Origin of the sequence: Streptomyces yatensis, from assembly GCF_018069625.1 — a bacterium.
Lineage (GTDB): Bacteria > Actinomycetota > Actinomycetes > Streptomycetales > Streptomycetaceae > Streptomyces > Streptomyces yatensis.
Map to the genome: position 1 here is coordinate 4,701,409 of NZ_CP072941.1, position 26,295 is coordinate 4,727,703.

The window sequence follows — 26,295 nt, forward strand, 5'->3', positions numbered from 1 at the left end:
AACGATCACCTCATAGCAGGCAGGAGAAAGATCCCGGCAAGCACCCACATGGTGATAACCGAGGCGGTGATGAACAACAACACGTACGTCTCGTACCAACGGAAGAGGTTGCCCGGATTCGGACGCTTACGGAAGCCGGGTGCAACGATCTCGTCGGTGATATCGCACTCCTCGTTCCGATAATCAAGCCAGGCCAGGGCTCCCACCACAATGAGCGTGCTGGTGAACGCGGCTACCACCGTGGCGAGGATCAGCAAACCGATAACTCCGCCCCGCGCTACGTCCGGCGCGACCTCCCACTTCCGGTACCCCACAAAGAGCGCGAGGGCTGCACTGACCAACGCAGTGGCAAGTGTCTGATAAATGGCGAGGAAACGGTGAGCGTTCTCATTGACAGCGTGGATCTGCTGCTGTATGTAGCGGTAGCGCTCCAGTGCGAATTCGTTTCGCACTGCCCTCGCTTCCACGCTCGGTTCCCCCGATGCCACCGTTCCCCCCCCGGGTCGATTGACTACTCGTCAGCATAGTGTGCCCAGGTCGTTGACTGCCGCCTCATCGCCAACACTTCCCTTCCGTTGAAAGCCTTCACGTTTGTTCAGGGTCAACCTTTCCCAGGACAGACCGGTTCGATTCGATCAGTGCTCGCCACTTGGGCCTCCGTCCGAACAGCGCAGTGCCCCCGGACCGAGGGGAGGTCCGAGGGCACCGCTGGCTGGCTTCAGTACTTCTGTCGGCCGCCCGGGTAACGGATCGGCTTTCGGCACTCGGGCGCGTTTTCAGGCGCGGGCTTGTCGCCGAGCGCGTAACACAAGGCGGCGTGCAACTGCTCCGCTTCCACCACCGTCAGCACCAGCGATGCCAGAGACGCGCGACCGGGACGGAGAACGTGAAGCGGCAGTTCAAGCAGACCGTCTTTGCCCGGACGCAGACCACGTCCCGGTGCGGGGCCGACCTGCCAGCCCTCTGACGCCCGACTCATCCGTCCCCCTCGTTCGCTTGAGTCGGCTCGTCGCTCTCGGACTCGCCGGACACCGGCAGACGCCCACCGCGACTCTCCGCGATCCGGAGAGCGTCTTGCAGTGCCTCGATGAGGCGGTTGGAGAGGTAGCGGAGCTCTCGGGCGTCCGCCTTCCGGTCGCGGAGCAGTAAGCGGGCGTGACCGATGAGTTCAGCGCCCCTCTGAAGCTGAACGGCTTCCACCTCGTCGGCCAGGCGCGACAGATATCCCGCGCCGTCCACGTCCGACACCAGGTAGCACGGCTTCCCGGCAGGGCCGGGCCACGGCAGCAATCGCGGTTGCGCACTCACCTGACCACCACCATCCCGTGCGGCGCGCACAACAGCTCCACCCGAGGCACGTTCTTCCGACGCTCATGTGCCACCAGATACGGCCGGACAAGCTGCACGTCCTCACCACGCGGCACGGGCCTACGCGGAACCCGTTGCACATGAGGCAGCCGCGAGGTCGGGGTATCAGCGCAGTTCACCGGCTGATTTACCTGCACCGTGCGATGACGTCCTTGGCCGGGCTGTAGAAGTCTCATGAACTGCTCGAAGATCCTGCCGATACAGTGCCGCATGTCGACCTGCTTCCTCAGGTTGGCCACGCCCCGGGACGCACGCCCGCGTCGCCGGGGTCCTGTGGCGGGTGTAAACCGGCTGAGTATTCATGCTGGTGACATGCGAAGCCCCCAACTTTCACAGTTGAGTGAAAGCCGGGGGCTGGTGCCGTGAAGGGGTCAGAGGCCCACCCAGGCGGCCAGGTGATCCAGCGTGTCCGGAGTGCGACGGGACAAGTGGATCAGGCCTCTGATGGTCTCGCGTGCGCCTGCGTGGTACCTGGTCTGCTGTGGCGCCAGTTTCCGCGCCGTCACGATGGACTTCAAGGCTGCTTCGGAGCGCCCCGCTTCCATCTCGGCGCGTGCTCGGTCCACGTAGAAGTGAGCGGCGCGGGAGACAGCCCAGTCCTTCGGTATCCGCACCTTCGCGGCCTCTTGCAGAGCTTCACCGTAGTGCCGCATCTCGACATGAGCCGACACCGCGTGGACGGTGACATTCGTGGGGCCGAAGGACAGCCAGTGCACGTCCGTTGCTTCGCCTGTCCGGTCCGCGTACGACCGGGCCTCGGTGAGGTGGTTCTTCACCGCGTCTTCGTCATGGGCGCGGGCAGCGATGATGCTTGCCCCGAGGTGAAGCTGTCCGGCGACGGCATGCCGCTCTCGCGTCTGCGGAGACTGCTCCAACAGCCCTTGCCCGGAGGCGACGAGCCGCTGGCCGATGGTGTACTCGCCTTCCCGGAAGTAGACCAGGGCCCGCATGTACTGGCGCACTGCGGAGAGCAACGGATCGGAAGCCCGTGACGCGGCCCAGTCCATACGGTCCAGCGCCACCGTGGACAGGTCGTAGTAGCCCAGCTTCACGGCCAGGTCGTGCGCGGTGCGGTAGGTACTCGACAGGGCGGCCCACAGCTCGGACGACGGCGTCCGATACGCGGCTGTGGTGATCTCCGCCATCGTGCCCGGAAGATCGAGAGCAGCGTCATGGAGCTTCGTGGCCCGGACCTGCTGGCACAGTGCCTGAGCAGCGGTGACGAGCTGTGGAGTGGGACGGGGTGTGATCGCCGGGTCGGCTCCCAGGTCGTAGAGGTCGAGGGCTTCGCGGATCGGGCGGACCAGTGCCGCCAACCGGTCCTGCTGCAGCTCGGTCACGTAGGGCTGGCCGGTCAGCGCCGTGACGTCGATGCGCAGCGCTCGTGCGACCGCGGCCACCAGGTCGGGGCTGGCCGGTTTGTGCCCGGTCTCGACCTGGGTGAGCAGGCTGTAGGAGAAGGGGACCTTCTGAGCCAACCCTCGCTGAGTCAGCCCAGCCCGTTTCCGGTGATGCGCGATCCGAGTGCCCGTGTGTTCGTCGTCGGGGAGCGGCATGCATGCCTCCCTTTGGTGGCTCACTCCTCGGAACGCTACCCGCCCGGGCATGGACGACGGCGGTGAATGGCGATCTCATTCCCCGACCGGCGGGGTTTGCAGAGGGAGGGTGATACACGGTGGACTGCCCGCATGAGCGCGAGCCGTGTCCTCTACCTGTTCGGAAGCGCCGCCCCGCCGGTGCTGAACATCGCCGGCGTCATCGAACGGGCGCAGGCCGACGGCTGGGATGTCTGCCTCGGATTGACCCCCACGGCCGCACGCTGGCTTGACGGCGGCCTGCCGGCACTGGAGGAGCTGACCGGGCACCCGGTGCGCAGCCAGTACAAGCTGCCCTGGGAGCCGGACGTCTGGCCTCCCGCTGATGCCGCCGTCCTGGCGCCCGCCACCTTCAACACGATCAACCAGTGGGCCCTGGGGATCACCGAGAAATTCATCGTCGGATTCGTGGCCGAGGCCACCGGCAAGGGCATCCCCACCGTGACCATGCCATGCGTCAACGCCGCCTATGCCCATCACACTCAGTTCGACACCAGCGTTGCCACGCTCCGCGCGATGGGCGTACGTGTGCTGTACGGGGAGGGCGGATTCGTACCCAATAAGCCGGGCCAGGGCCGACCGGAGAACTACCCGTGGCACCTGGCCCTGAATGCGGCATCGATTGCCTCCAGCGAGGGCAATGCTGATCGACCATGAACTGCCCCGACTCTCGCCGAGCACGTCGCCCCACCCTCAGTGGAGAGGAGAGTGGGGCGACATTGCCGTTGGCCCCAGGCGGCACGGGTGTTACGCGGCGGCGAGCTGGCGCTCCGGCTCGTCGTAGTCGTCCAGCGGGGAGGCGCTGGCGTGGGCGTACGCCTCGTGGTCGAGGATCTTCTCGCGGGCCGAGACGATCACCGGGATCAGCGACTGGCCGGCCACGTTGGTGGCGGTCCGCATCATGTCCAGCACCGGGTCGATGGCCATCAGCAGGCCGACGCCCTCCAGGGGGAGGCCCAGGGTGGAGAGGGTCAGGGTCAGCATGACCGTGGCGCCGGTAAGGCCGGCGGTGGCGGCGGAGCCGATGACCGAGACGAAGGCGATCAGGAGGTAGTCGCCGATGCCGAGGTGGACGTCGAAGATCTGGGCGATGAAGATCGCGGCGATCGCCGGGTAGATCGAGGCGCAGCCGTCCATCTTCGTCGTCGAGCCGAAGGGCACCGCGAAGGAGGCGTACTCCTTGGGGACGCCCAGGCGCTCGGTGACCTTCTGGGTCAGCGGCATGGTGCCGACCGAGGAGCGGGAGACGAAGGCGAGCTGGATGGCGGGCCAGGCGCCCTTGAAGAAGCTCAGCGGGTTGACCTTGGCGACCGTCGCGAGCAGCAGCGGGTAGACGCCGAACATCACCAGCGCGCAGCCGATGTAGATGTCGGCGGTGAAGGTCGCGTACTTGCCGATCAGGTTCCAGCCGTAGTCGGCGATGGCCGTGCCGATGAGGCCGAGCGTGCCCAGCGGGGCGAGGCGGATGACCCACCACAGGGCCTTCTGGAGCAGTTCCAGCACCGACTGGCTCAGGGTGAGGATCGGCTGGGCCTTCTCGCCGAGCTGGAGGGCCGCGACGCCCGCGACGGCGGCGATGAAGACGATCTGCAGGACGTTCAGCTCGGTGAACGGGGTGATGACGTCGGTCGGCACGATCCCGGTGAGGAAGTCCAGCCAGGAGCCCGCGTGGTCGGGCTTGGCGCCGTCCTTGGGGGTCAGATCGGTGCCGGCGCCCGGGTTGGTGATCAGGCCGATCGCGAGGCCGATGGCGACGGCTATGAGCGAGGTGGCCATGAACCACAGCAGGGTGCGGGTGGCCAGCCGGGCGGCGTTGTTGACGTTCCGCAGATTGGTGATCGAGATCAGGATCGCGAAGAACACCAGCGGGGCGACGGCCAGCTTCAGCAGCTGGACGAAGATCGAGCCGATCTTGTCGAGCGTGGTGACCAGCCAGCCGACATCACCGCTGCGGGCGATCCAGCCGAGCACCACACCGAGGACGAGGCCCAGCAGGATCTGTGCCCAGAAGGGCACCTTGGGCAGGCGGAAGGACGACGACCCCTGGGGGGACGCCTTGAGGGCGGACGACAACGGACACACTCCGGTGGAGGTAAGAGGGCGGGAGAAAGCCAGGAGTCCGTACGGGATCTCCGGCCGCTGTGCGTGAGGTCGATCAGCGGCGACGACAGGCCGCGGACAGGCAGCGGCAAAGATCGATGTGCAGGCGCGCCACGAGCGGAACGCTCGCGGAGATGAGGGGCGCGGCTGCTGTCTTCATGACAAGTACATTAACACCGCCGCTTTGGGGCACCCAAAGGAAATCTTTGACTTCCGGCGGCTTCCGAGGGCTCCTGACGGCTTCTGAGGGGCCGAAAGACATCAACGCCCCCTGCGCCAACGGAAGCTGGCGCAGGGGGCGTCGGTGGAGTGTGCGGGGCGGTGTGAGGAGGGTTACAGCCCGGCGCGGGTCAGACGCCGTCCTCCTGGCTCTGGTTCGCCGCCAGCCGCTCCTTGGCGCGGTCCACCCTCTCGGCGACCTGGACGGCCACGGCGTCCCGCTGCCTGCGCAGCATCACCCAGCTGAGCGGCGCGGAGACGACCAGCGCGAGCAGCGCCACCCAGAAGAGGTTGGAGCTGCCGAGGCCGGAGGGCAGCACCCGCACGTAGACCAGGCCCCAGATGACCAGGAACGAGCCGACGAAGATTCCCAAGCGCATGAGGGTGTAGCGGAACATGGCACTCGGCGTGAAGGACACGACTCGTCCTCTCTCCTGGGAGTTCTGCTGGGCGTTCTGCCGGAGCTTGCGCCGGGAGAAACTGTCCTCCCAGTGAACCACGGCCGGTTTCTGATCAATTCAGCGGCAGCCACATGGTGACGTCGTCCCGGAAGTCGTCGTCCGCGACCCTGATCGCGCCGGGCACCCGCCCGACCTCCTTGTAGCCACACGCCTCGTAGAAGCGGTCCGCGCCGGTGCCGCCGCGGCAGGTGAGCCGTATCCCCCGGATGCCGTCCATATCGCGCGCGCCGTCCTCGGCGGCGGCCATAAGGGCGCGGCCATACCCCTTGCCCTGGTGGGAGGGGTGCACCATCACGGTGTAGAGCCAGCACCAGTGGCGCATCAGCCGGTGGACGTTGAAGGTGAAGAACGCGGTGGCGGCCACGGTGCCGTCCTCGTCACGGCCGATGAGCAGACGGGTCCGGCCCTCCGTCATCGCGGCGAGGTGCTTGAGCAGCTCGGGGCGTATGTCGTCCTCGGTCACGGGCGGTACGAAGCCGACGGCGCCGTCCGCGTTCGATACGTCGGCCCAGAGGGAACAGACGGAGTCGAGCAGCTCGGGGGTGACCTCGGGGTCGAGTTCAAAGCGCAGGGACATGCGGCCGACGATACCCACCGGGACTGTCAGTGGTCACACGCCCAGGGCCCCTTACACGACGGCGGCGGGACTCCCGGGCTTCCGCGGCGGGGCTCCCGGGCTTCCGTACGCCCCGGCCCCGGCCGCTCGCTCAGCCGAGCACCTCCGCCACGACCCGCAGATCCGCCACCAGCCCCTCGTACACCGCCTCCCGGTCATCGGCCCGCAGCACCGCGGAGGGGTGGATCGTGGGGACGATCAGGGCGCCGCGCGCCGGTCCCGACGCGTCGCCCTCCAGCCGCGTCCCGCGCTCCTTGGTCACCCGGAACGACGAGCCGAGCAGCGCCTTCCCGGCCGTGGCGCCGAGCGCCACGATCACCTCGGGCCCGATCAGCTCCACCTCGGCCTCCAGCCAGGGCCCGCAGGCCGAGAGCTCGCGCAGGCTGGGCGGCTTGTGGATGCGCCGCTTGCCGCGCTCGGGGACATGGGTGAACTTGAAGTGCTTGACGGCGTTGGTGATGTACGTCTCGTCCGGGTCGATCCCGGCCTCGGCCAGGGCCCGGTCGAGGACCTTGCCGGCCGGGCCCACGAAGGGCTTGCCCTGCCGGTCCTCCTGATCGCCCGGCTGCTCGCCCACGAGCATGGCCCGGGCGCCCGGGTCGCCGGCGCCGAAGACCGTCTGCGTGGTGGCGCGGTGCAGCGGGCAGCCGCGGCATCCGGCCGCCGCCTCCCGGAGCGCGTCCAGGTCGGCGCCGTCCGGGACGAAGGGGGCGGCGGTGTACGCGTCCTCGGGGCTCTTCGTACCGGTCATGCTCCCCGAGTGCCCCGCTCGGCGGCCGTCAGACAGCGGCCGCCGGGCGGTGGGCGGGACGGGTCACACCCGCATCGGCTGCGGGGACTCGCGGCGGGCCGCGTCCGGGCCCTCGAACTCGCGGATGATCTCGTAGCGGGTGTTCCGCTCCACCGGCCGGAAGCCGGCGTCCCGGATCAGCTCGAGCAGGTCGTCACGGGTGAGCTTGTTGGGCGTCCCATAGGAGTCGGCGTCGTGAGTGATCTTGTACTCGACGACCGAGCCGTCCATGTCGTCCGCGCCGTGGTTGAGCGCGAGCTGTGCGGTCTGCACGCCGTGCATCACCCAGAAGACCTTGACGTGCGGCACGTTGTCGAACAGCAGCCGCGAGACGGCGAAGGTCTTCAGCGCCTCGGCGCCGGTCGCCATGGTGGTGCGGGCCTGAAGGCGGTTGCGGATCTTGCCGTCCTTCATGTCCACGAAGTCGTGCTGGTAGCGCAGCGGGATGAAGACCTGGAAGCCGCCGGTCTCGTCCTGGAGCTCACGCAGGCGCAGCACGTGGTCCACCCGGTGGCGGGGCTCCTCGATATGCCCGTAGAGCATCGTGCAGGGGGTCTTGAGCCCCTTCTCGTGCGCGAGCCGGTGGATCCGCGACCAGTCCTCCCAGTGGGTTTCGTGGTCGACGATGTGCTGCCGGATCTCCCAGTCGAAGATCTCGGCGCCGCCGCCGGTGAGCGACTCCAGTCCGGCGTCGATCAGCTCGTCGAGGATCTCCGAGGCCGGCATGCCGGAGATCTTCTCGAAGTGGTGGATCTCGGTGGCGGTGAACGCCTTCAGCGAGACCTGCGGCAGGGCTTCCTTGAGCGCCTTGAGCGAGCGCGGGTAGTAGCGCCAGGGAAGGGTCGGGTGCAGGCCGTTGACGATGTGGAGCTCGGTGAGGTTCTCGTTCTCCATCGCCTTGGCGAGGCGGACGGCCTCCTCGATGCGCATCGTGTAGGCGTCCTTCTCGCCGGGCTTGCGCTGGAAGGAGCAGTACGCGCAGGACGCGGTGCACACGTTCGTCATGTTGAGGTGGCGATTGACGTTGAAGTGCACGACGTCGCCGTTCTTACGGGTGCGCACCTCATGGGCGAGACCGCCCAGCCAGGCCAGGTCGTCGGACTCGTAGAGGGCGATGCCGTCCTCCCGCGAGAGCCGCTCGCCCGCGCGGACCTTCTCTTCCAACTCCCGCTTGAAACCCGCGTCGTGTGTGGTCCCCGTCACCCCGGTCGCCTCCCAATACGTCTGCTGATGTCAGCCTTGGCCGAGACTACGCCTCGATGTCCTCGGGAAGCTCGCCGACCCGGTTCTCCCACTTGGTGGAGAGCACGATCGTGGTGCGGGTGCGGGAGACGCCCTTGGTGCCGGAGAGCCGGCGGATGGTCCGCTCCAGGCCGTCCACATCGGAGGCGCGCACCTTGAGCATGTAGGAGTCGTCGCCCGCGATGAACCAGCAGTCCTCGATCTCGGCGAGCTCGCGCATCCGGTGGGCCACCTCCTCGTGGTCGGTGGCGTCCGAGAGCTGAATGCCGATCAGGGCGGTGACGCCGAGCCCCAGGGAGGCGGCGTCGACGGTCGCGCGATAACCGGTGATCACCCCGGCGGCCTCCAGGCGGTTGATCCGGTCCGTGACGCTGGGCCCGGAGAGGCCGACCAGCCTGCCCAGCTCCGCGTACGAGGCCCGGCCGTTCTCCCGAAGGGCCTGGATGAGCTGCCTGTCCACCGCGTCCATAAGCACGTACGCCTTCCATTATTCAGAGATTGAGCGAGATTACATGTAGAATCTAAGGCATCAGGGCCACAAGCCCTGTAAATCTTTCAGGCGATCAACCTGTCCTCAGGAGATGAGACTCACCGTGTACACGATCGAGGGTCTTGAGGCCCGCATGCTCGAGCTGCGGGACCTGGCCAACCGCTCGCGTGCAGCCCATGCCACCGACCGGCCCGTCTCCCGTGCGGCCCGCCGCGCGGCCGTCGTCGCGGCCCGGGCCGCGCGCACCAGGAGGCGCTGGACCCGCTAGGGCGGGCTCCTCTAGGCCGTTCCCCGGTCCCGGTCCCCACCGAGCTCCCCCTCCCACCGGCGGTACAGCTTGTGCGGCACCCCCGCCGCGTCCAGCACCCGCCCCGCGACGAAGTCCACCAGATCCTGGATGTGCGTCGCCGCCGCGTAGAACGCCGGCGAGGCGGGCAGCACCACCGCGCCCGCCTCGTCCAGCGACACCAGAGCCTTGAGGGTCTGCCCGTTCAGCGGCGTCTCGCGCACCGCCACCACGAGCTTGCGCCGTTCCTTGAGCGTGACGCTCGCGGCCCGCTGGAGCAGATCCTTCGACAGCCCGAGCGCCACCCCGGCCACACACGCGGTGCTCGCCGGGACGATCAGCATCCCCTTGGTCGGATACGAGCCGGAGGACGGCCCGGCGGCCAGGTCCCCGGCCGCCCAGTGGGCCACGTCCGCGACCTCGGCGGGCACCTCGAAGGCGTCGGGCCTGCCGTCCGCGCCCCGCGCCAGCCAGCGGCGCAGATCCTCGCGCCAGTGGGCGTCCCGGAAGCCGATCCCCGTCTCGTCCAGCAGCGTCAGCCGTGACGCCCTGCTGACCACGAGGTCGACGGCCTCCCCCGCCGCCAGCAGCGCGCGCAGCACCGAGGCGGCGTACGGCGTCCCGGACGCGCCGGACACGCCGACCACCCAGGGACGGCGCCGGCTCACTTCTTCGTGCGGCCCGTACGGCTCGTGCGGTCCGTAAGGCTCGTGCGGCGTCTCCACGTCACCGAGCCTATCCGGCGGGTCTCACGGGCTGAGGCCCCGCACCACGAGGTCCAGGAGCGCACAGGCGAAGAGGGCGATCCCGATGAAGCCGTTGACCGTGAAGAAGGCGCGGTTCAGCCGGGACAGATCGCCGGGCCGCACGATGGTGTGCTCGTACCCGAACGCCACCGCGACGATCACCAGCCCCACCCAGAAGAACGGACCGGCGCCGGTGGCCAGCGCGTACCAGACCAGCAGGGCCGTGGTGACCACATGGCAGACGCGCGCCCCGTACAGGGCGCCCGCGATGCCGAAGCGGGCCGGCACCGACCGCACCCCGTGCGCCCGATCCGCCGCCACGTCCTGGCAGGCGTAGATCAGGTCGAAGCCGCCGATCCAGATGCCGATCGCGAGCCCGAGGATCACCGCGTCCCACGACCATTCGCCGGTGACCCCGATCCAGGCGCCCACCGGGCCGATGGCCTGGGCCAGCCCCAGGATGGCGTGCGGAAAGTCGGTGAACCGCTTGCCGTACGGATAGACCACCATCGGCACCACCGCGAACGGCGCCAGCGCCAGGCAGAGCGGGCCCAGGAGCGCCGCCGAGCCCAGGAAGACGGCGAGCGCGATGAGGGCGCCGGTCCAGGCGGTGCGCACCGACACGGCGCCGGTGACCAGCTCACGGCCTGCGGTGCGCGGATTGCGGGCGTCGATCTCGCGGTCGATGATCCGGTTGCAGGCCATCGCGAAGGTGCGCATGCCGACCATGGCGACCGTGATCAGCAGCAGCCGCGTCCAGTGGACGGTGCCGTCCCACAGGTGCATCGCGGTCAGCGCGGCCGTGTAGGCGAAGGGCAGCGCGAAGACCGAGTGCTCGATCATCACCAGCCGCAGAAAGGCGCGGACCCGCCCGGGCGGCGCCGGTTCGGGGCCGAAGAGATCGGAGGTTGCGGAATCGGCGCTCACAGCCCGTACTCCTTCCATCGCTTTGTCACCCGATCGGCGATCTCCGGGTCGGACATGACCATGCGGGGCCAACCGCCGTCGCGCGTATAGCCCTCCTCGGGCCATTTCGCGGTGGCGTCGATGCCCGCCTTGCCGCCCCAGAACTGCTGGTACGAGGCGTGGTCGAGGTGGTCGACGGGGCCATCGACCACGGTCAGATCGCGGCCGTAGTCGGTGTTCCCCAGAGCGCGCCAGGAGACCTCGTGCAAGTCGTGTACATCGCAGTCGGCGTCGACTACGACGATCAGCTTGGTGAGCGACATCATGTGGGCGCCCCAGATGGCGTGCATCACCTTCTGCGCGTGCTTGGGGTACTTCTTGTCGATCGAGACGATCGCGCAGTTGTGGAATCCGCCGGACTCGGGGAGGTGGTAGTCCACGATGTCCGGGATGATGATCTTGAGCAGCGGGAGGAAGAACCGCTCGGTCGCCCGCCCCAGCGGTCCGTCCTCGGTCGGCGGACGGCCCACCACGATCGACTGGAGCAGCGGCCGCCGCCGCATCGTCACACAGTCGATGGTCAGGGCCGGGAACGGCTCCTGGGGCGTGTAGAAGCCCGTATGGTCGCCGAACGGGCCCTCGGGCAGCATCTTTCCGGGCTCCAGCCAGCCCTCGATGACGACCTCGGCGGCCGCCGGGACCTGGAGCGGCACCGTCTTGCAGTCGACCATCTCGACCCGCCGGCCCTGGACGAACCCCGCGAAGAGGTATTCGTCGATGTCGCCGGGCAGCGGCGCGGTCGAGGCGTAGGTCACGGCGGGCGGCGCGCCGAAGGCGATCGCCACCGGGAGCTTCTCCCCGCGCCGGGCGGCCACTTGGTAGTGGTTGCGGCTGTCCTTGTGGATCTGCCAGTGCATGCCGATGGTGCGGCGGTCATGGCGCTGGAGGCGGTAGAGGCCGAGGTTGCGCACCCCGGTCTCGGGGTGCTTGGTGTGGGTGAGGCCGAGGTTGAAGAACGACCCGCCGTCCTCGGGCCAGGTGAACAGCGCCGGAAGCCGGTCCAGATCGACGTCCTCGCCGGTGAGGACCACCTCCTGGACGGGCGCCTCCTTCACCTTCTTCGGCGGCACATGGGCCATCGAGCCCAGCTTCCCGAACGCCTCGCGCATACCGCCGAATCCCTGCGGCAGCTCGGGTTTGACCAGCCCGCCGATCTTCTCGCTGATCTCGTCGTACGAGCGGAGTCCGAGGGCCTTGAGGAGGCGGCGGTCGGTGCCGAAGACATTCATGGCCAGCGGCATCGACGAGCCCTTGACGTTCTCGAAGAGCAGCGCGGGGCCGCCCGCCTTGTTGACCCGGTCGACGATCTCCCCGACCTCCAGATACGGATCGACTTCGGCCTTGACCCTCGTGAGGTCGCCTTCCTTGTCGAGCGCCCGCAGAAAGGAACGAAGATCGTCATAAGCCATGCGTCCCAGTATCCGGTACGCACTACCCTGGTCCCGTAACTGGGGGCCCGAGCCACCGCCCCGAACACCACACGCAGGGGGAATCGCCTCATGCTACGGGTGCTGATGATCCTGGTGCCGCTGGCACTGAGCATCTACGCGTTCATCGACTGCATCACCACCGACGAACAGGACATCCGCTATATCCCCAAGCCCATCTGGGCGATCCTCGTCCTGCTGTTCCCCGTCGTGGGCTCCATCTCCTGGCTGATCGCGGGCCGTAAGCGCGCCGTCGCCGGAGGCGGCGGCCGGGGCGCTGCCCGCGGCGCGGGCGGCGGGGGCGGATGGGTCGCGCCGGACGACAATCCCGAGTTCCTCAAGTCCCTGAACGACAAGAGCCGTAAGGACGACGAGGACGCGCGGGCCGACCCGCCCGGCGACCAGGAGAGCGACGAGGAGCGGCTGAAGGACTGGGAGGCCGACCTCCGCCGCCGCGAGGAGGAGCTGCGCCGCAAGGGCGAGGGGCCCGGCTCCGGTTCCGGTTCCGGTCCCGAGGACTCACCGCCGCCGGCCGCGTCCTGAGGCGGGGTCGGACGGCCTGACGCGGCGGCCGGGACCGTCCACACGCCAACGGCCGGTGCCCGTGACCTGGGTCACGGGCACCGGCCGTTGGCGTGTTCCGGTGTCAGACCCCGGCGTAGGAGTGCTTGCCGGTGATGAAGATGTTGACGCCGTAGTAGTTGAACAGGTAGCAGCCGAAGGCGATCAGCGCGAGGTAGGCGGCCTTGCGGCCCTTCCAGCCTGCGGTGGCGCGGGCGTGCAGGTAACAGGCGTAGGCGACCCAGGTGATGAAGGACCAGACCTCCTTGGGGTCCCAGCCCCAGTAGCGGCCCCAGGCCGCCTCGGCCCAGATCGCGCCCGCGATGATCGTGAAGGTCCACAGCGGGAAGATCGTGGCGTTGATGCGGTACGCGAACTTGTCCAGCGACGCCGCCGAGGGCACCCGCTCCAGAACGGAGGTGGCGAACCGGCCGTACTGCTTGCCCTCCGGGTCCTCCAGCCGGGCCTCGTAGCGGTCGCGGAAGAGGTACAGCAGCGTGGAGACGGCCCCGATGTAGAGCGAGGCGCCGGAGACGATCGCGCAGCTGACGTGGATCCACAGCCAGTACGAGTGCAGGGCCGGAACCAATTGGTCGCTGTCGGTGTACAAGACAGAGACAGCGAGACCGAGATCGAGGAGGACCGTGGTGACGAGGGGCAGCCCGATCCAGCGCACATTCTTCTTCAGCGCCAGCAGCACGAGGTACGTGGCGACCGCGACCATGGCGAAGGTCGTGGAGAACTCGTACATGTTGCCCCACGGGGCCCGCTGCACCGACAGCGCGCGGAAGAGGACGCCCACCGCATGAAAGAGGAAGGCCAGTACGGTCAGGCCCACCGCGATCCGGCCGTAGACATCGCCCCGTTCGGTGCCGCCCGCGGCGCCCGGCCCGTCCGGCACATCGCGGCTGCCCGCCGCGGAGCGGGTGACGATCTTCGGTCGCTCCAGCACGGCGGTGCCGCCGCTCTGCCCGCCGACCTGCACGGTCACCTTGGCGCGCTGGGCGGTCGCGGCGTCGGCGGTGATCGCGGCGGCGGTGCGGCCGACGGCGCTGCGGCTGCCGAACACCCACTCGGCGATATGCGCGAGGAAGGCGAGCGTGTAGACCGCCATCGCCGAGTAGATCAGCACGTTGCTGTAATGAGCCAGGTTCTCGTTGACTTCGGCGGCGAGGTTCACGCGCGCGCTCCTTCGGCAGGATCTGCGGGATCTGCGGTGTCGGATGCGGATTCCGAGGCGGAGTCCTTGGTGGGCTCCTTGCCGGAGTCCTTGCTCGGGTCCTTGGAGGAGCCCTTACCGGCGTCCTCGGTGGAGTCCTTGCCGGGCTCCTCGGTGGAGTCCCGGCCGGGCTCCTCGGTGGAGTCCCGGCCGGGCTCCGGATCGGGTTCCGCTTCCGGGGCCGGAGGTGCGTCCGTCTGCAGACGGACGGCCAGATCGGCGAGTTCTTCGGGGAGCTTGGCGTACTCACTGCGGCCGAGCCCCGCCATCTCGACCACGGTGGTGCCGTCATCGCCCCGCACCGCGCGCACCCACACCCGGCGGCGCTGGATGAACAGGGAGCCGGCCAGGCCCACCAGGGCGGCCACGGCGCCGATGAGGGCGCCCTGGTCACCCGGCTTGTGCGAGATCTGGAAGCTGGCCCATTCCTTGACGCCGTCGAACGAGAGCGTTCCGGCGCCGTTCGGCAGCTTCATGGTGTCGCCGACCTTGAGCGCCCGGGCGAACTTGGTCTTGCCGTCGGACTCCATGAACTGCTTCATCCGCGACTTGTCCAGCTGGTACACGCTCTGCGGAGTGCCGCCGTCGACGCCGAGGCTGCCGTGGTAGGCGGTCAGGACCAGCGCCGGGTTGTCCAGCGCCGGGAAGACGGAGAACATCCCCTGGCTGCGCACCCAGGTCGGCAGGAACTGCCCCTGGAAGCCGATCTGGTCCTTCTTGCCGTTCTTGTCCCGGTAGTCCGGGACCTTGATGACCATGCTCTCGGTGAGGTTGGCCCCGTCGATCGGCAGCCCGACCACCGGGCCCTGGTGCACCACGTTGCCCTTGCCGTCCCGGATGGTGACGACCGGCGAGTAGCCGTGGTTCAGCAGGTAGACCTTGTAGCCCGAGATTTCCAGCGGCTCGTTCACCTTGATGGAGGTCTTGCGGGTGGCACCGTCGGCGCCGTCCCAGTAGGACACATCGGCGCGGAAGGTGCGCGGGGTGCGCATCTGCGGACCGCTGCGTTCATAGGTCGCGGTGAAGCGGTTCAGCTGGAAGCCGAAGGGGGCGAGATCGTCGTTGTCGAACAGCTGCCCCGACTTGATGTCGTCGTACTGGGTGACGCTGTTGGAGAAGCCGCCGCCCTCGGTGATCAGGGTGCTGCCCTCGGTCTTCCACAACTGGCCGGCGGCGAAGGAGACCAGCAGCACGATCAGCGCGATGTGGAAGAGCAGATTGCCCACCTCGCGCAGATAGCCCTTCTCCGCGGCCACCGCGTCACCCGAGCCGTGGACGCGGAAGCGGCGCCGCTTCATGATCTTCCGGGCGGCCTCGATCACCTGCTCCGGCTCCGCCTCGCTGCGCCAGGTGGTGTACGCGGGAAGCCGGGTCAGCCGGCGGGGCGCGGCCGGCGGGCGGCCGCGCAGCTGGCCGATGAACTGCCAGGTGCGCGGCACGATGCAGCCGATGAGGGAGATGAACAGCAGGAGATAGATCGCCGAGAACCACACCGAGCTGTAGACGTGGAACAGCTGCAGCTTCTCGTAGATCGGCGTGAGCGTCGGGTGCCGCTCCTGGAAGTCCTGCACCTTGAGCTGGTCGATGCTGGTCTGCGGGACCAGCGAGCCGGGGATCGTGCCGAGGGAGAGCAACAGGAGCAGCAGCAGCGCGACCCGCATCGAGGTCAGCTGCCGCCAGAACCACCGGGCCCAGCCGAGCGGCCCCAGCGAGGGGATGTTGATCTCCTCGGCCGGGGCGGTGGACAGCTGCGACTCCGCGGCGCCGAGCTCACGCTCCTCGGCGGTCGCACCGCTCTCGGGCGGCGCCTCCTGGCCGGCCGCGGTGTCGGTATCGGTGGTGGACATCAGTCAGATCCCAACGTTGAAGCCCTGAGCCCAGGTCTGCATGGAGCCCATCATGGTGTCCCAGATACCGGTGAGCAGCAGCACCCCCAGGACGACGAGCATGCCGCCCCCGGCTCGCATCACCCAGACGTAGTGCCGCTTGACCCAGCCGAAGGCACCCAGGGCCCGGCGGTAGGCCACGGCGACCACCACGAAGGGCAGCCCGAGCCCCACGCAGTACGCGGCGGTGAGCAGGGCCCCGCGCCCCGCGCTCGCCTCGTTGAACGCCAGGGCGTTGACGGCGGTGAGCGTCGGCCCCAGGCACGGCGTCCAGCCGACGCCGAACAGGGCGCCCAGCACCGGCGCCCCCGCGAGCCCCAGCGTGGGCTTGATGTGAAAGCGGAACTCCCGCTGTCCGAAGCCCCCCAGCACCCCCATGAAGGCGAGGCCCATCACGACCGTGACGACCCCGAGAACCTTGGAGATGGTCTCCTTGTGCTCCTGGAGGGTCCAGCCGAAGTTGCCGAAGAGCGCGCCCCCGGAGACGAAGACCACGGTGAAGCCGAGCACGAAGAGCGAGGCGCCCGCGACCATCCGGCCGCGCTTGGCCTCGGCCAGATCCGTCCCGGTGACCCCGGTGACATACGACATATAGCCGGGCACCAGCGGCAGCACGCACGGGGAGAAGAAGGAGACCAGCCCGCCGAGCACGGCGACCGGAAGCGCCAGCAGCAGCGCCCCGGTCAGGACGGTCTGGTTGGGATCGGTGGCCGCGGCCAGAGTGCTCACGGAGGTCACTTCTCCGCGATCAGCGGGGTGATCATCGACCGCAGGCGCTCCTCGCTGAGCGGCGTCAGGGCGCGGGCCGCGATCCTGCCCTCCCGGTCCAGGACGATCGTCGAGGGGATGGCCTGCGGGTTGAGGCTGCCCTTGGGGAAGCGCAGCATGAGCTTCCCGATCGGGTCGTACAGGCTCGGGTAGTCGACGCCGTATTCCTTCTCGAACCTGAGCGCGGGGGCGCGGTTGGAGTCACGGGTGTTGATCCCGACGAACTGCACACCCTTGGCCTTGGTGTCCTTGGCGACCTTGGCGAGGTTCGACGCCTCGGCCCGGCAGGGGGCGCACCACGAGCCCCAGACGTTCAGGACCACGATCTTGCCCTTGTAGTCCGCCACGTCCAGCGGCTTGTCCTCCAGGGTCTTCCCCGAGAGCTGGGGGGCGTCCTTACGGTTCTCCTCGGAGACCGTGTCCACCCCGCCCTTGCCCTGGACGAACTTGGTGTCGGCGGAGCCGCCCGAGGCGCCACCCCCGCCGCAGGCGGTCAGGGACAGCGCGGCGATCACGGCCCCGATGGCCGGCACGGTTGCGCCACGACGGGTCGCGAGGCCCCGAAGGGCACGGCAGGCACTCATGTGAAAAGTTTCGCATGGCCCTTTTGCGGATCTTCGCCACCCCCCTCCGGGCACCCCCGCCAGGGGTCCGGAGGACCTCCGCGGACCTTACGGCCCGCCGGCGCGGTCAGTGGCCGCTCGCGCTCCACGCCTGACCCACGCCGAGCCCGCGCAGATCGGCCAGGACCGCGGGGTCCTGTGCGTCCATCCAGTCGGTGAACTGCTTGAAGGAGACCAGCCGGACGTCCTTCCGCTTCTCGTCGGCCATATGCTTCAGCGCCTCTTCGACGGCGTCCATGTAGATACCGCCGTTCCACTGCTCGAAGTGGTTGCCGATGAAAAACGGGGCACGGTTGGTCTCATAGGCCCGGTTGAAGCCGGCTATGTACGCGTCGGTGGCCTGCTTGCGCCAGCCCGGGTAGTTCGCGGGCGGGGCATTGGTGGAATTCTGCGACTGGTTCGCCAAGATGTTGTAGTCCATCGAGAGCACCTCGAAGGTGTGCCCCGGAAAGGGAATCTGCTGCAGCGGGAAGTCCCACACGCCCTGCTTCTTCGACGGCCACACCTGAAGTCCGCCGGGCGAACTGGCGTCATAGCGCCAGCCGAGTTCCCGGGCGGTCGGCAGCAAATTGGTCTGGCCCTTCAGACAAGGCGTGCGGCCGCCGATGAGTTCCTTGTGGTAGTCGAACGGCAGCGGTTCCACATCGGTGAAGCGCGTATTCGTCCGCCACTCGGTGACAAAGGACATGGCCTGGTCGATCTCGGACTTCCACTGCGCGGACGTCCAGTTCTCCACCGACCCGCTTCCGGAGCAGAAGTGGCCGTTGAAGTGGGTGCCGATCTCATGGCCCTCGAGCCATGCCTCGCGCACGTTGCGCAGCGTCTCCTTGATGTGCTCATCGGTGAGATAGCCGATGTCGGAGGCGCCCACCGGGTTGTTCGGCGGCCGGTACAGCGACTTCTTCGACTCCGGAAGACAGTAGATACCGGAGAGGAAGAAGGTCATGGTCGCGCCATGGTCCTTGGCGAGCTTGCGGAACCGCGGGAAGAGACCGTTGCCGACCTCTCCCGCGCCGTCCCATGAGAAGACCACGAACTGCGGCGGCTTCTGCCCCGGTGCCAGCCGCTCGGGCTTCGGGTCCGCCGGCCGCTGCTCACCCTTCGAAGTGGATCCGTCACCGATCGGCTTCGCCTGAGTGGTCTTCTTCGCGGGCTTCGGCGTCCCGGATCCTGAGGAACAGCCGGCGACGGCCAGTGATGCCGCCGCTCCCATACCCAGACCGAGGATCCCCCTCCGGCTGACCTCACGCATAACGTCCTCTATTCGCACTCGCCGTTCCGATTGCCCGGGGTGTCCGGACAACCCTGGAGATGGCGAAGCGAATAGCGAGGTTCCGAAGGAGCGCGGTCAATTACACGGTGGACACAATGTCTCCATTGGGGAACGCGCCCCGTGGCGCACAAGCCACCGTGCGGCCATGTGCCGGTCACCGGGCGCCGCGGGCGCCGTAGCCCGCCGCTCAGGCTCCGAAGCCCTTGGAAGCCCTCAGGCGCCGAAGCCCTTGGAAGCCCCCTTCACCGGCTTGGCGCCCGCGCGCAGATGGGCCGGGACGAGATCACGGGCCGGTTCGCTGTAGCCCACCGCCACGATCCGGTCGCCGCGGTAGGTGAAGCTGGTGAGGCTGGCCAGGGTGCACTGCCGCTTGCGCGGGTCGTGCCACAGCCGCCGCCGCTCCACGAAGCTGCGCACGATCCAGATGGGCAGCTGATGGCTGACGCACACCGCCTCGTGCCCCCGCGCGGCGTCCCGCGCCCGGCCCAGCGCCGCCATCATCCGCACCACCTGGTCGACATAGGGCTCACCCCAGGACGGGCGGAAGGGGTTGGTGAGATGGCGCCAGTTGGCCGGCTTGCGCAGCGCGCCGTCGCCCACGCCGAAGGTCTTGCCCTGGAAGACGTTCGCCGCCTCGATCAGCCGCTCGTCCGAGGCCACGTCCAGGCCGTGCGCCTTGGCGATCGGCCCCGCCGTCTCCTGCGCCCGCTCCAGCGGGGAGGCGACGACATGGGTGATGTCACGGTCGGCGAGGTGCTCGGCGACCCGGTCGGCCATCTGCCGCCCCAGGTCCGAGAGGTGGTAGCCGGGCAGCCTGCCGTAGAGCACGCCCTCCGGGTTGTGGACCTCGCCGTGGCGCATCACATGGACGACGGTGATGTCGTTCTCGCTCTGTGTCATGTCACCCATCATTCAGTGGCCTCGGCGGCGGCCCGCGCCGCCCCCGGCAGAGCCGCCGCCACCCGCTCCAGCGCCCGCTCGTCATGCGCCGTGGAGACGAACCAGGACTCGAAGGCGGACGGCGGGAGATAGACGCCCTGGGACAGCATCGAGTGGAAGAAGGCGGTGAAGCGGAACGACTCCTGCGCCTTGGCCTGCTCGTAGTTGGTGACCTCGTCGTCGGTGAAGAAGACCGAGAACATATTGCCCGCGACCTGCACCCGGTGGGCCACACCCGCCTTGGAGAGCGCCTCGGTGGCCATCGCCCGCAGCCGCTCGGAGGCCGCGTCGACCTGTCCGTACGCCGCGTCGTCCAGCAGCCGCAGCTGCGCGACGCCCGCCGCCGTGGCGATCGGGTTCCCGGACAGCGTGCCCGCCTGGTAGACCGGGCCGGCCGGGGCCAGGCGTTCCATGACATCGGCGCGCCCGCCGAAGGCCGCGGCCGGGAAGCCGCCCCCCATGACCTTGCCGAAGGTCATCAGGTCCGGCTCCACGCCGTCCAGCCCGAACCACCCGGCCCGGGAGACCCGGAAGCCGGTCATGACCTCGTCGGAGATGTAGAGCGCGCCATGGTCGGCGCACAGCTGCTTGAGGCCCGCGTTGAACCCGGGCAGCGGCGGGACCACGCCCATGTTGCCCGGCGACGCCTCGGTGATCACACAGGCGATCTCCCCGGGGTGCGCGACGAAGGCCGCCCGGACCGCCTCCAGATCGTTGTACGGCAGCACCACGGTCTCCCCCGCCTGCGCTCCCGTCACCCCCGGGGTGTCCGGCAGCCCGAAGGTCGCCACTCCGGACCCGGCCGCGGCCAGCAGGGCGTCCACATGCCCGTGGTAGCAACCGGCGAACTTGATCACCTTTGACCGTCCGGTGAACCCGCGGGCCAGGCGGATCGCCGACATCGTCGCCTCGGTGCCGGACGACACCAGGCGCACCTGCTCGACGGGGGCGACGCGCGCCACGATCTCCTCGGCGAGCTCGACCTCACCCTCACCGGGCGTGCCGAACGACGTACCGCGAGCGACGGCGGCCTGCACGGCCGCGATGACCTCGGGGTGGGAATGGCCGAGGATCATCGGTCCCCACGAGCACACGAGGTCCACATACTCGCGTCCGTCGGCATCGGTGAGGTACGGACCGTCACCGGACACCATGAACCGGGGCGTTCCTCCCACGGCGCGGAACGCCCGCACCGGAGAGTTCACGCCGCCGGGGGTCACGGCGGCCGCGCGATCGAAAAGCGTCTGCGAAACTGGGGCTGCGTACGGATAGCTCACGCTAGCCATGTTGTCAGAGCCGGACAGACTCCTGCGGCCGGGCGTTTCACAGCCCGAGCGTGGGGGAGGTTGCTGTAACAGAGATCGGGTTGCGCGGTAGTGGCCGCGAGTGGTCGGGTGGAGATATGCATCGCGGTGGCGAACTGGGTGAAGGGACTGACGACCGAGGCGGCCCCGAGCGTGCCCGGCCCGGACGCCATCGGCGGGGCGAGGCGGGCAGGGCAGGCAGAAGCGGGGGCCGCATGGGGGTGACCTACAAGTACTTCGGTGCGCCCGATGGCGCCACCGCGGCCAGGGTCCCCATCTCCATGCGCCCCGAGGAGCTCGGCGGCGATGAGCTCGGCCAGGGCATGTTCACGAAGATCAAGCCGGAGACGGTCGCGGCGATGGTCCTCACCGGCATCGAGGGCGTCCCGCTCCACCGGGTCCCCCCGCTCGAACTGGTCGTCCTCCACCCGGACTACGCCGTCGTCAAGCTCCCGATGACCGTCGTCGACCCGCTGCGCGGCGTGGGCGAGGAGTCCGTGGGCGCCGCGGCCTTCATCTGGTCCACGGTCCCCGACCGCGGCGGCCCCCGGGACGCCTTCACGGTCTATCAGCTGCTCCACGAGTGGCAGGACTTCAGCCACCGCCTGCACGAGGCGGGGCACCAGGCGTACTGCCTGGTGTGGCCCTGAGGCCGGGGCCCTGAGGCCGGGGCCCTGAGGCCGGGGCCCTGAGGCCCGGGGCTTGAGATCGGGCCGTGGCCCTGAGGCCGGGCTCCTACGCCGCGGACGCGGCGCGCAGCAGGCGGAGTTGGCCGATCTCGGTGGCGTTCTTGATCCGCTCGGCGTTCACCCAGGCCGGGATGCGCGCAAAGGGAATTTCGGCCGGCGCCCGGGGCTCAGGTGGGCCCATGAGCGGTTCGTTCAGGCCTCATGACCGGGCCGTACCCTTCCCCCATGCTCACCGCACGTTCCATCGCTCTGTTCGCCGTGGCCGCGCTCCTGGAGATCGGAGGCGCCTGGCTCATCTGGCAGGGCGTACGTGAGCACAGGGGTTGGGCGTGGATCGGCGCAGGGATCATCTCCCTGGGCGCCTACGGGTTCGTGGCCACGCTCCAGCCGGACGCGGAGTTCGGCCGCATCCTCGCGGCGTACGGCGGCGTGTTCGTCGCCGGATCGCTCGCCTGGGGCATGGTCGCCGACGGCTACCGGCCCGATCGCTTCGATGTCATCGGAGCGCTGATCTGCCTGGCCGGAGTCGCTGTGATCATGTACGTGCCTAGGCGGTAACCATCGGCCGGCCGTGGCCGCCCTTGCCCTCGTGGTCGCCGTGGTCACCCTGCTTGCCGTGGTCACCGTGGTGGTCGTCCTGCTCCTGCTCCGTGCCGAGGACGCAGCCGGTCGCCGGGTCGATGAAGACGGTCGTGAGGGTGTGGTCGCACTCGACCTCCACGACCCAGACCTTCTTGCCCTCCTTCTGGTGCGGGTCCTTGTGCTCGTCCTTGCGCTGCTTGTCGTGGTGCTGCGGGTCCTTGCGCTCGTCCTTGCGCTCGTCCTTGCGCTCGTCCTTGCGCTCGTCCTTGCGCTCGTCCTGGTGGTTGCCCTTGTGGTTGCCCTTGTGGTGCGGGTCGTCCTCGGGGCAGTCCACGAGCTCGGCGGTGACGGCACGGCCGCCGACCTCGCACTCGGCGATCTCGATCGCCTCGGCGATCGTCACCGGGTCGCTCTTCTTCGCGTCCTGGTGCTCCTTGTTCTGCTTGTTCTGCTTGTTCTGCTTGTTCTCCTCGCCGTGGCGCGCCTGGTCGTCCTCGTGGACGGGAACGGCGACTGGGCGCACGGCGCCCCGGTCCTGAGCCTCCTCAGCGGGCTGGGCGGCCTGCTCGGGCTGGGCCATCTGCTCGGGCTGGGCCATCTGCTCGGGCTGAGCCGCCTGCTGCGGCTGTGCGGCCTGCTCGGGGCGGGCCATGCTGCGGCCCTGGAGGCCGTGCCAGTACTTCCCGGGGAAGTACTTGCTCATGTCCGGACGCCCCTGGTCCTCGCGCCGGCCGTTGTCCTCCTGGCCGCCGTTGTTCTCCTTGTTCTCCTTGTTCTCCTTGTTCTCCTGGCCGCCGTTGTCCTCCTGGCGACTGTGGTCGTCACGGCCGTTGTCCTCACGCTGGCCGTTGTCCTCCTGGCGACTGTGGTCGTCACGGCCGTTGTCCTCACGCTGGCCGTTGTCCTCCTGGCGACTGTGGTCGTCACGGCCGTTGTCCTCACGCTGGCCGTTGTCCTCACGCTGGCCGTTGTCCTCACGCTGGCCGTTGTCCTCACGCTGGCCGTTGTCCTCGTGCCGCCCACCGTCGTCGTGACGGCTGCCCTCATCGTGACGGACGTGATCGTGGCGGCCGTTCGGGTCCTGATGACCGTTCTCGTCGTGCGCCTTGCTGTCGCCGTGGGCCCTGTCCTGGTGACACTTGTTGCTCGACGACGAGTGCGGCTCGGGGGTGGTGCCCGTGGCCCATGCGGTTCCCGGAGCACCTGTGACCAGGGCCGCCGCTGCGATGGCACCCGCTGAGGCCACGCCCCAGCGCCGGAAAGAACGACGAGACCGCTGAAGGAATCTGCTCTGCTGAGTCATTACCTGAATTCACTCCTTGGGCATGGGTGCTCCATTACCGGCGCCGCGCCGGACGCACTGCACCCTTCCCCGAGCCCAGGACCCGCTAGCGGATTCCGATCTGCAGTCCCCCGATTGGAGGTAAATCAGGCCGTCATATCCTGCGTATGGATCATGCGCAGGCACCACCGTTTGCGCCACTCGCCACAGGAGGGCCGATGACCACCCGTACCGCAGTCATCACCGGCGCGAGCAGCGGGATCGGCGCCGCGACCGCGCGCCGCCTGGCCGCCGCCGGATACCGCGTCATCCTCGCCGCCCGCCGTAAGGAGCGCGTCGACGCGCTCGCCGCCGAGCTGACCGAGGCAGGGCACGAGGCCGAGGCGTATGTCCTGGATGTCACCGACCGTGCCGCCGTGGAGTCCTTCGCCGCCGCTGTGAACCGCTGCGACGTCCTGGTGAACAACGCGGGCGGCGCGGTCGGCGCCGAGCCCGTCGCCACCGCCGACCCGGCCGACTGGCGGGCGATGTACGAGGTCAATGTGGTGGGGGTGCTCCAGGTGACCCAGGCGCTGCTGCCCGCCCTCACCGCCTCCGGCGACGGCACGATCGTGGTGCTGTCCTCCACCGCGGGCCATGTGGCGTACGAGGGCGGCGGCGGGTACGTGGCGGCCAAGCACGGCGCCCACGCCATCGCGGCCACCCTGCGCCTGGAACTGTGCGGGGAGCCGGTGCGGGTGATCGAGATCGCCCCGGGCATGGTCAGGACGGACGAGTTCGCGGTCAACCGCTACCGCGGCGACGAGGCCAAGGCCGCGGCCGTCTACGAGGGCGTGGCCGAGCCGCTGACCGCCGACGACGTGGCCGACACGGTCGAGTGGGCGGTCACCCGCCCCTCGCATGTGAACATCGACATGATGGTCATCCGCCCACGCGCCCAGGCCGCCCAGCACAAGGTCCACCGCGAGCGCTGAGCCCGTTCCGCGGCTGCTGAGCCCGGTTTCCGCGGCTACCGAGCCCGTTCCCGGCTACCGAGCCCGTTCGCGAGCGCCGAGCCCGCGAACGGGCGGCCCGTAGCCGTCCGCCCCGGCCGCCCGCCCTGGCAGTCCGCCCGTCCGACCCGGTGAATGTGCGCCGTCCCGAGGTCTCTCCGATGCTGGGAGAGACCGTCACCTCGCGGTGAAGCGGAGGCGTCATGAAGGTTGTCGTAGATCTCAACCGGTGCCAGGGCTATGCGCAGTGCGCCTTCCTCGCGCCGGATGTGTTCGCGATGCACGGCGAGGAGGCGCTGCTGTACGACGGGCAGCCCGACGACACGTGGCGCCTGGACGTCCTGCGGGCGGAGGCGGCCTGTCCGGTCAAGGCCATCACCGTGGAGGGCACGGGCGCCATGTGGGCCACGGAGGGGGCGGGTGTCTCCGATGGCGGTTGACGGTTCCCTGGAGCGGCTCAGGCGCGAGGGCCGCATCGTCGTCGTGGGTGCCTCCCTGGCGGGGCTGCGAGCGGCCGAGACGCTCCGGGAAGAGGGCTTCACCGGCACCCTCACCATGATCGGTGACGAGCCGTACGAACCGTACGACCGGCCGCCGCTGTCCAAACAGGTCCTGCTCGGCAGGGTGCCGGCCGACCATACGGCCCTCCCCCGGCGCCGTGCGATCGAGGCGCAGTGGCGGCTGGGTGTCGCCGCGACCGGCCTGGATCTGTCGGCCAAGCGGGTGGCTCTCGCCGATGGCACCTCGGTGGAGTACGACCGGCTGCTGATCGCCACCGGGGTCCGCTCCCGTCCGTGGCCGAACGAGCTGGAGGCCGGTCTTGACGGCGTCTTCGTGCTGCGGACCAGGGATGACGCCACCCGGTTGAGGCACCGGCTGAAGGCCGGGCCCAGCCGGGTGCTGGTGATCGGTGCCGGATTCACCGGCTCGGAGATCGCCTCCGTCTGCCGCGAGCGGGACCTGCCCGTCACGGTCGCCGAACGCGGCCCGACGCCCCTGTCGGGCGCCCTGGGCAGCGTGATCGGCGATGTGGCCGCCCAGCTGCACCATCAGCACGGCGTCGACCTGCGCTGCGGTGTCATGGTCACCGGGCTCGAGGGCGACGGTGCGGGACGGCTGCGGCGGGCCCACTTCTCGGACGGCGGGACGGTGGACGCGGAGGTGGCCGTCGTCGCCCTGGGCGCGACGCGCAACACCGAATGGCTCGCGGGTTCCGGGCTGGCCGCGGGGCCGCGCGGGATCGCCTGCGACGCGGGCTGCCGGGCTTTCGACGTACGGGGCATCGTCGCCGACGATGTCTTCGTCGCGGGCGACGTCGCCCGCTCACCGCATCCGCTGTTCGGCTACCAGTTCCTGTCCCTGGAGCACTGGGGCAACGCGGTCGCGCAGGCCGCGGTCGCCGCCCACAACATGATCTGCCGCGGTGAGGAGCGCCGTCCGCATCTGTGGACGCCGTATTTCTGGTCGGCCCAGTTCGGCGTCAACATCAAGTCCGTCGGGGTGCCGAACATGGCCGACCAGATCATCGTCAGCCAGGGGTCGCTGGGCGAACACCGCTTCACCGCGGCCTATGGCTACCAGGGCCGCGTCATCGCCGCCGTCACCTTCGACCAGGCGAAATGGCTGGAGTTCCATCAGCGGCAGATCGAACAGGCCGCGCCCTTCCCCCCGCCGTTCACCACCGTCGACCGGCGGGCCGAAGGCATGCGTCCGGTGCCGGCCGGATTCCCCGACCCGTCGGTGCCCACCCACGGCCCCCAGGTCACCGTGAGCGGCCACTCCCCGACCGACCAGCGCGTCACGTTCACCCCGGCCTGACCCGAGCCCCACCGCCTGACGCGAGCCCCACCGGGCCCCACCGGGCCCCACAG

General features: G+C 69.2%; 28 protein-coding genes and 1 pseudogene. 8 read left to right on the forward strand and 21 right to left on the reverse strand.

The window, feature by feature from the left end:
- Positions 1-5: 5 nt before the first annotated feature.
- The 3 genes from J8403_RS19460 to J8403_RS19470 all read right to left on the reverse strand — a co-directional run bounded on the left by J8403_RS19460 (position 6) and on the right by J8403_RS19470 (position 2,924).
- The gene (locus J8403_RS19460) at positions 6-452 is read right to left on the reverse strand and encodes a hypothetical protein (protein ID WP_246585903.1); all 447 of its coding nucleotides are present in this window, start codon (positions 450-452) and stop codon (positions 6-8) included.
- Positions 453-975: 523 nt separating this feature from the next.
- Positions 976-1,248: a hypothetical protein gene (locus J8403_RS19465; protein ID WP_425519811.1), complete on the reverse strand. Its 273-nt coding sequence runs from the start codon at positions 1,246-1,248 to the stop codon at positions 976-978.
- A gap of 491 nt (positions 1,249-1,739) precedes the next feature.
- A complete protein-coding gene (locus tag J8403_RS19470) occupies positions 1,740-2,924 on the reverse strand; it encodes a helix-turn-helix domain-containing protein (RefSeq protein WP_211124297.1) in 1,185 nt (394 codons plus the stop codon).
- Positions 2,925-3,056: 132 nt separating this feature from the next.
- On the opposite strand from J8403_RS19470, the gene J8403_RS19475 reads away from it, so the two are divergent.
- On the forward strand, positions 3,057-3,620 hold the full coding sequence (locus J8403_RS19475; RefSeq protein WP_211124298.1) for a flavoprotein: 564 nt from the start codon (positions 3,057-3,059) through the stop codon (positions 3,618-3,620).
- 90 nt (positions 3,621-3,710) lie between these two features.
- Here the strand turns inward: J8403_RS19475 and J8403_RS19480 are convergent, their stop codons facing one another.
- From J8403_RS19480 to J8403_RS19505, 6 genes are all read right to left on the reverse strand, one after another.
- Positions 3,711-5,036, reverse strand: a complete 1,326-nt coding sequence (locus J8403_RS19480; RefSeq protein WP_185929689.1) for a dicarboxylate/amino acid:cation symporter — start codon at positions 5,034-5,036, stop codon at positions 3,711-3,713.
- Positions 5,037-5,413: 377 nt separating this feature from the next.
- A complete protein-coding gene (locus J8403_RS19485; RefSeq protein ID WP_211128331.1) occupies positions 5,414-5,680 on the reverse strand; it encodes a DUF4229 domain-containing protein in 267 nt (88 codons plus the stop codon).
- Between the two features lie 115 nt (positions 5,681-5,795).
- A complete protein-coding gene (locus J8403_RS19490) occupies positions 5,796-6,320 on the reverse strand; it encodes a GNAT family N-acetyltransferase (RefSeq protein ID WP_211124299.1) in 525 nt (174 codons plus the stop codon).
- 130 nt (positions 6,321-6,450) lie between these two features.
- Positions 6,451-7,110 carry a UdgX family uracil-DNA binding protein gene (locus J8403_RS19495; RefSeq protein ID WP_211124300.1) on the reverse strand — a complete coding sequence of 220 codons (660 nt, stop codon included), beginning with the start codon at positions 7,108-7,110 and terminating at the stop codon, positions 6,451-6,453.
- A gap of 63 nt (positions 7,111-7,173) precedes the next feature.
- Positions 7,174-8,352, reverse strand: a complete 1,179-nt coding sequence (gene mqnE / locus J8403_RS19500; protein WP_078642837.1) for an aminofutalosine synthase MqnE — start codon at positions 8,350-8,352, stop codon at positions 7,174-7,176.
- A gap of 46 nt (positions 8,353-8,398) precedes the next feature.
- Complete coding sequence (locus J8403_RS19505; protein WP_014054040.1) at positions 8,399-8,860, reverse strand: Lrp/AsnC family transcriptional regulator; 462 nt, start codon at positions 8,858-8,860, stop codon at positions 8,399-8,401.
- A gap of 112 nt (positions 8,861-8,972) precedes the next feature.
- Here J8403_RS19505 and J8403_RS19510 point away from each other — a divergent pair, with 112 nt between their 5' ends.
- Positions 8,973-9,149 carry a hypothetical protein gene (locus tag J8403_RS19510; protein WP_165449181.1) on the forward strand — a complete coding sequence of 59 codons (177 nt, stop codon included), beginning with the start codon at positions 8,973-8,975 and terminating at the stop codon, positions 9,147-9,149.
- Between the two features lie 11 nt (positions 9,150-9,160).
- Here the strand turns inward: J8403_RS19510 and J8403_RS19515 are convergent, their stop codons facing one another.
- From J8403_RS19515 to J8403_RS19525, 3 genes are all read right to left on the reverse strand, one after another.
- Entirely contained in the window at positions 9,161-9,835 is a 675-nt protein-coding gene (locus tag J8403_RS19515) for a UbiX family flavin prenyltransferase (protein WP_211128332.1), read from the reverse strand.
- Between the two features lie 81 nt (positions 9,836-9,916).
- Complete coding sequence (gene mqnP / locus J8403_RS19520) at positions 9,917-10,840, reverse strand: menaquinone biosynthesis prenyltransferase MqnP (RefSeq protein ID WP_211124301.1); 924 nt, start codon at positions 10,838-10,840, stop codon at positions 9,917-9,919.
- Positions 10,837-12,288: a menaquinone biosynthesis decarboxylase gene (locus J8403_RS19525; protein WP_211124302.1), complete on the reverse strand. Its 1,452-nt coding sequence runs from the start codon at positions 12,286-12,288 to the stop codon at positions 10,837-10,839. Before J8403_RS19525 ends, mqnP begins: the two co-directional genes overlap by 4 nt.
- A 90-nt stretch (positions 12,289-12,378) precedes the next feature.
- Here J8403_RS19525 and J8403_RS19530 point away from each other — a divergent pair, with 90 nt between their 5' ends.
- Positions 12,379-12,849, forward strand: a complete 471-nt coding sequence (locus tag J8403_RS19530) for a PLD nuclease N-terminal domain-containing protein (protein ID WP_211124303.1) — start codon at positions 12,379-12,381, stop codon at positions 12,847-12,849.
- A gap of 103 nt (positions 12,850-12,952) precedes the next feature.
- On the opposite strand, the gene ccsB is transcribed toward J8403_RS19530, so the two are convergent.
- The 7 genes from ccsB to hemL all read right to left on the reverse strand — a co-directional run bounded on the left by ccsB (position 12,953) and on the right by hemL (position 20,861).
- Positions 12,953-14,047: a c-type cytochrome biogenesis protein CcsB gene (ccsB, locus tag J8403_RS19535; RefSeq protein ID WP_211124304.1), complete on the reverse strand. Its 1,095-nt coding sequence runs from the start codon at positions 14,045-14,047 to the stop codon at positions 12,953-12,955.
- Complete coding sequence (gene resB, locus J8403_RS19540) at positions 14,044-15,933, reverse strand: cytochrome c biogenesis protein ResB (RefSeq protein WP_211124305.1); 1,890 nt, start codon at positions 15,931-15,933, stop codon at positions 14,044-14,046. Before resB ends, ccsB begins: the two co-directional genes overlap by 4 nt.
- A 3-nt stretch (positions 15,934-15,936) precedes the next feature.
- Positions 15,937-16,701 carry a cytochrome c biogenesis CcdA family protein gene (locus J8403_RS19545; RefSeq protein ID WP_211124306.1) on the reverse strand — a complete coding sequence of 255 codons (765 nt, stop codon included), beginning with the start codon at positions 16,699-16,701 and terminating at the stop codon, positions 15,937-15,939.
- 5 nt (positions 16,702-16,706) lie between these two features.
- On the reverse strand, positions 16,707-17,324 hold the full coding sequence (locus J8403_RS19550; RefSeq protein WP_211124307.1) for a TlpA family protein disulfide reductase: 618 nt from the start codon (positions 17,322-17,324) through the stop codon (positions 16,707-16,709).
- A gap of 106 nt (positions 17,325-17,430) precedes the next feature.
- Positions 17,431-18,615: a polysaccharide deacetylase family protein gene (locus J8403_RS19555; RefSeq protein ID WP_211124308.1), complete on the reverse strand. Its 1,185-nt coding sequence runs from the start codon at positions 18,613-18,615 to the stop codon at positions 17,431-17,433.
- Positions 18,616-18,849: 234 nt separating this feature from the next.
- Positions 18,850-19,536 (reverse strand): histidine phosphatase family protein, encoded by a 687-nt coding sequence (locus J8403_RS19560; protein WP_174893822.1) that lies wholly within the window; start codon positions 19,534-19,536, stop codon positions 18,850-18,852.
- Positions 19,537-19,544: 8 nt separating this feature from the next.
- Positions 19,545-20,861 carry a glutamate-1-semialdehyde 2,1-aminomutase gene (gene hemL, locus J8403_RS19565; protein ID WP_211124309.1) on the reverse strand — a complete coding sequence of 439 codons (1,317 nt, stop codon included), beginning with the start codon at positions 20,859-20,861 and terminating at the stop codon, positions 19,545-19,547.
- 116 nt (positions 20,862-20,977) lie between these two features.
- Here hemL and J8403_RS19570 point away from each other — a divergent pair, with 116 nt between their 5' ends.
- Positions 20,978-21,529, forward strand: coding sequence for a hypothetical protein (locus J8403_RS19570; protein WP_237299092.1), 552 nt, complete (start codon positions 20,978-20,980; stop codon positions 21,527-21,529).
- Between the two features lie 85 nt (positions 21,530-21,614).
- Here J8403_RS19570 and J8403_RS19575 read toward each other — a convergent pair.
- Positions 21,615-21,707 (reverse strand): annotated as a pseudogene (locus J8403_RS19575) (DinB family protein); the annotation flags it as partial.
- Positions 21,708-21,793: 86 nt separating this feature from the next.
- Between J8403_RS19575 and J8403_RS19580 the strand changes: the two are divergent.
- A complete protein-coding gene (locus J8403_RS19580; RefSeq protein ID WP_211124310.1) occupies positions 21,794-22,126 on the forward strand; it encodes a YnfA family protein in 333 nt (110 codons plus the stop codon).
- Here the strand turns inward: J8403_RS19580 and J8403_RS19585 are convergent.
- On the reverse strand, positions 22,116-23,396 hold the full coding sequence (locus J8403_RS19585; RefSeq protein ID WP_211124311.1) for a hypothetical protein: 1,281 nt from the start codon (positions 23,394-23,396) through the stop codon (positions 22,116-22,118). The genes J8403_RS19580 and J8403_RS19585 overlap by 11 nt on opposite strands.
- Positions 23,397-23,650: 254 nt before the next feature.
- On the opposite strand from J8403_RS19585, the gene J8403_RS19590 reads away from it, so the two are divergent.
- The 3 genes from J8403_RS19590 (at position 23,651) to J8403_RS19600 (ending at position 26,242) form a co-directional block, all read left to right on the forward strand.
- Positions 23,651-24,406, forward strand: a complete 756-nt coding sequence (locus J8403_RS19590) for an SDR family NAD(P)-dependent oxidoreductase (RefSeq protein WP_211124312.1) — start codon at positions 23,651-23,653, stop codon at positions 24,404-24,406.
- A 221-nt stretch (positions 24,407-24,627) separates the two neighbouring features.
- Positions 24,628-24,864 (forward strand): ferredoxin, encoded by a 237-nt coding sequence (locus J8403_RS19595; RefSeq protein ID WP_211124313.1) that lies wholly within the window; start codon positions 24,628-24,630, stop codon positions 24,862-24,864.
- Positions 24,854-26,242, forward strand: coding sequence for an NAD(P)/FAD-dependent oxidoreductase (locus tag J8403_RS19600; protein WP_211124314.1), 1,389 nt, complete (start codon positions 24,854-24,856; stop codon positions 26,240-26,242). The genes J8403_RS19595 and J8403_RS19600 overlap by 11 nt, the downstream gene beginning before the upstream one ends.
- Positions 26,243-26,295 lie beyond the last annotated feature (53 nt).

What these genes read in the sequence shown, in the direction of transcription:
- J8403_RS19590 (WP_211124312.1), top strand. Translation starts at nt 23,651, where the DNA reads ATGACCACCCGTACCGCAGTCATCACCGGCGCGAGCAGCGGGATCGGC.
- J8403_RS19510 (WP_165449181.1), top strand. Translation starts at nt 8,973, where the DNA reads ATGAGACTCACCGTGTACACGATCGAGGGTCTTGAGGCCCGCATGCTC.
- J8403_RS19470 (WP_211124297.1), bottom strand. Translation starts at nt 2,924, where the DNA reads ATGCCGCTCCCCGACGACGAACACACGGGCACTCGGATCGCGCATCAC.
- J8403_RS19505 (WP_014054040.1), bottom strand. Translation starts at nt 8,860, where the DNA reads ATGGACGCGGTGGACAGGCAGCTCATCCAGGCCCTTCGGGAGAACGGC.
- J8403_RS19555 (WP_211124308.1), bottom strand. Translation starts at nt 18,615, where the DNA reads ATGCGTGAGGTCAGCCGGAGGGGGATCCTCGGTCTGGGTATGGGAGCG.
- resB (WP_211124305.1), bottom strand. Translation starts at nt 15,933, where the DNA reads ATGTCCACCACCGATACCGACACCGCGGCCGGCCAGGAGGCGCCGCCC.
- J8403_RS19570 (WP_237299092.1), top strand. Translation starts at nt 20,978, where the DNA reads ATGCATCGCGGTGGCGAACTGGGTGAAGGGACTGACGACCGAGGCGGC.
- J8403_RS19490 (WP_211124299.1), bottom strand. Translation starts at nt 6,320, where the DNA reads ATGTCCCTGCGCTTTGAACTCGACCCCGAGGTCACCCCCGAGCTGCTC.
- J8403_RS19595 (WP_211124313.1), top strand. Translation starts at nt 24,628, where the DNA reads ATGAAGGTTGTCGTAGATCTCAACCGGTGCCAGGGCTATGCGCAGTGC.
- J8403_RS19550 (WP_211124307.1), bottom strand. Translation starts at nt 17,324, where the DNA reads ATGAGTGCCTGCCGTGCCCTTCGGGGCCTCGCGACCCGTCGTGGCGCA.
- J8403_RS19525 (WP_211124302.1), bottom strand. Translation starts at nt 12,288, where the DNA reads ATGGCTTATGACGATCTTCGTTCCTTTCTGCGGGCGCTCGACAAGGAA.
- J8403_RS19475 (WP_211124298.1), top strand. Translation starts at nt 3,057, where the DNA reads ATGAGCGCGAGCCGTGTCCTCTACCTGTTCGGAAGCGCCGCCCCGCCG.
- J8403_RS19600 (WP_211124314.1), top strand. Translation starts at nt 24,854, where the DNA reads ATGGCGGTTGACGGTTCCCTGGAGCGGCTCAGGCGCGAGGGCCGCATC.
- J8403_RS19495 (WP_211124300.1), bottom strand. Translation starts at nt 7,110, where the DNA reads ATGACCGGTACGAAGAGCCCCGAGGACGCGTACACCGCCGCCCCCTTC.
- hemL (WP_211124309.1), bottom strand. Translation starts at nt 20,861, where the DNA reads ATGGCTAGCGTGAGCTATCCGTACGCAGCCCCAGTTTCGCAGACGCTT.
- J8403_RS19580 (WP_211124310.1), top strand. Translation starts at nt 21,794, where the DNA reads ATGCTCACCGCACGTTCCATCGCTCTGTTCGCCGTGGCCGCGCTCCTG.
- J8403_RS19530 (WP_211124303.1), top strand. Translation starts at nt 12,379, where the DNA reads ATGCTACGGGTGCTGATGATCCTGGTGCCGCTGGCACTGAGCATCTAC.
- J8403_RS19485 (WP_211128331.1), bottom strand. Translation starts at nt 5,680, where the DNA reads ATGTTCCGCTACACCCTCATGCGCTTGGGAATCTTCGTCGGCTCGTTC.
- J8403_RS19560 (WP_174893822.1), bottom strand. Translation starts at nt 19,536, where the DNA reads ATGACACAGAGCGAGAACGACATCACCGTCGTCCATGTGATGCGCCAC.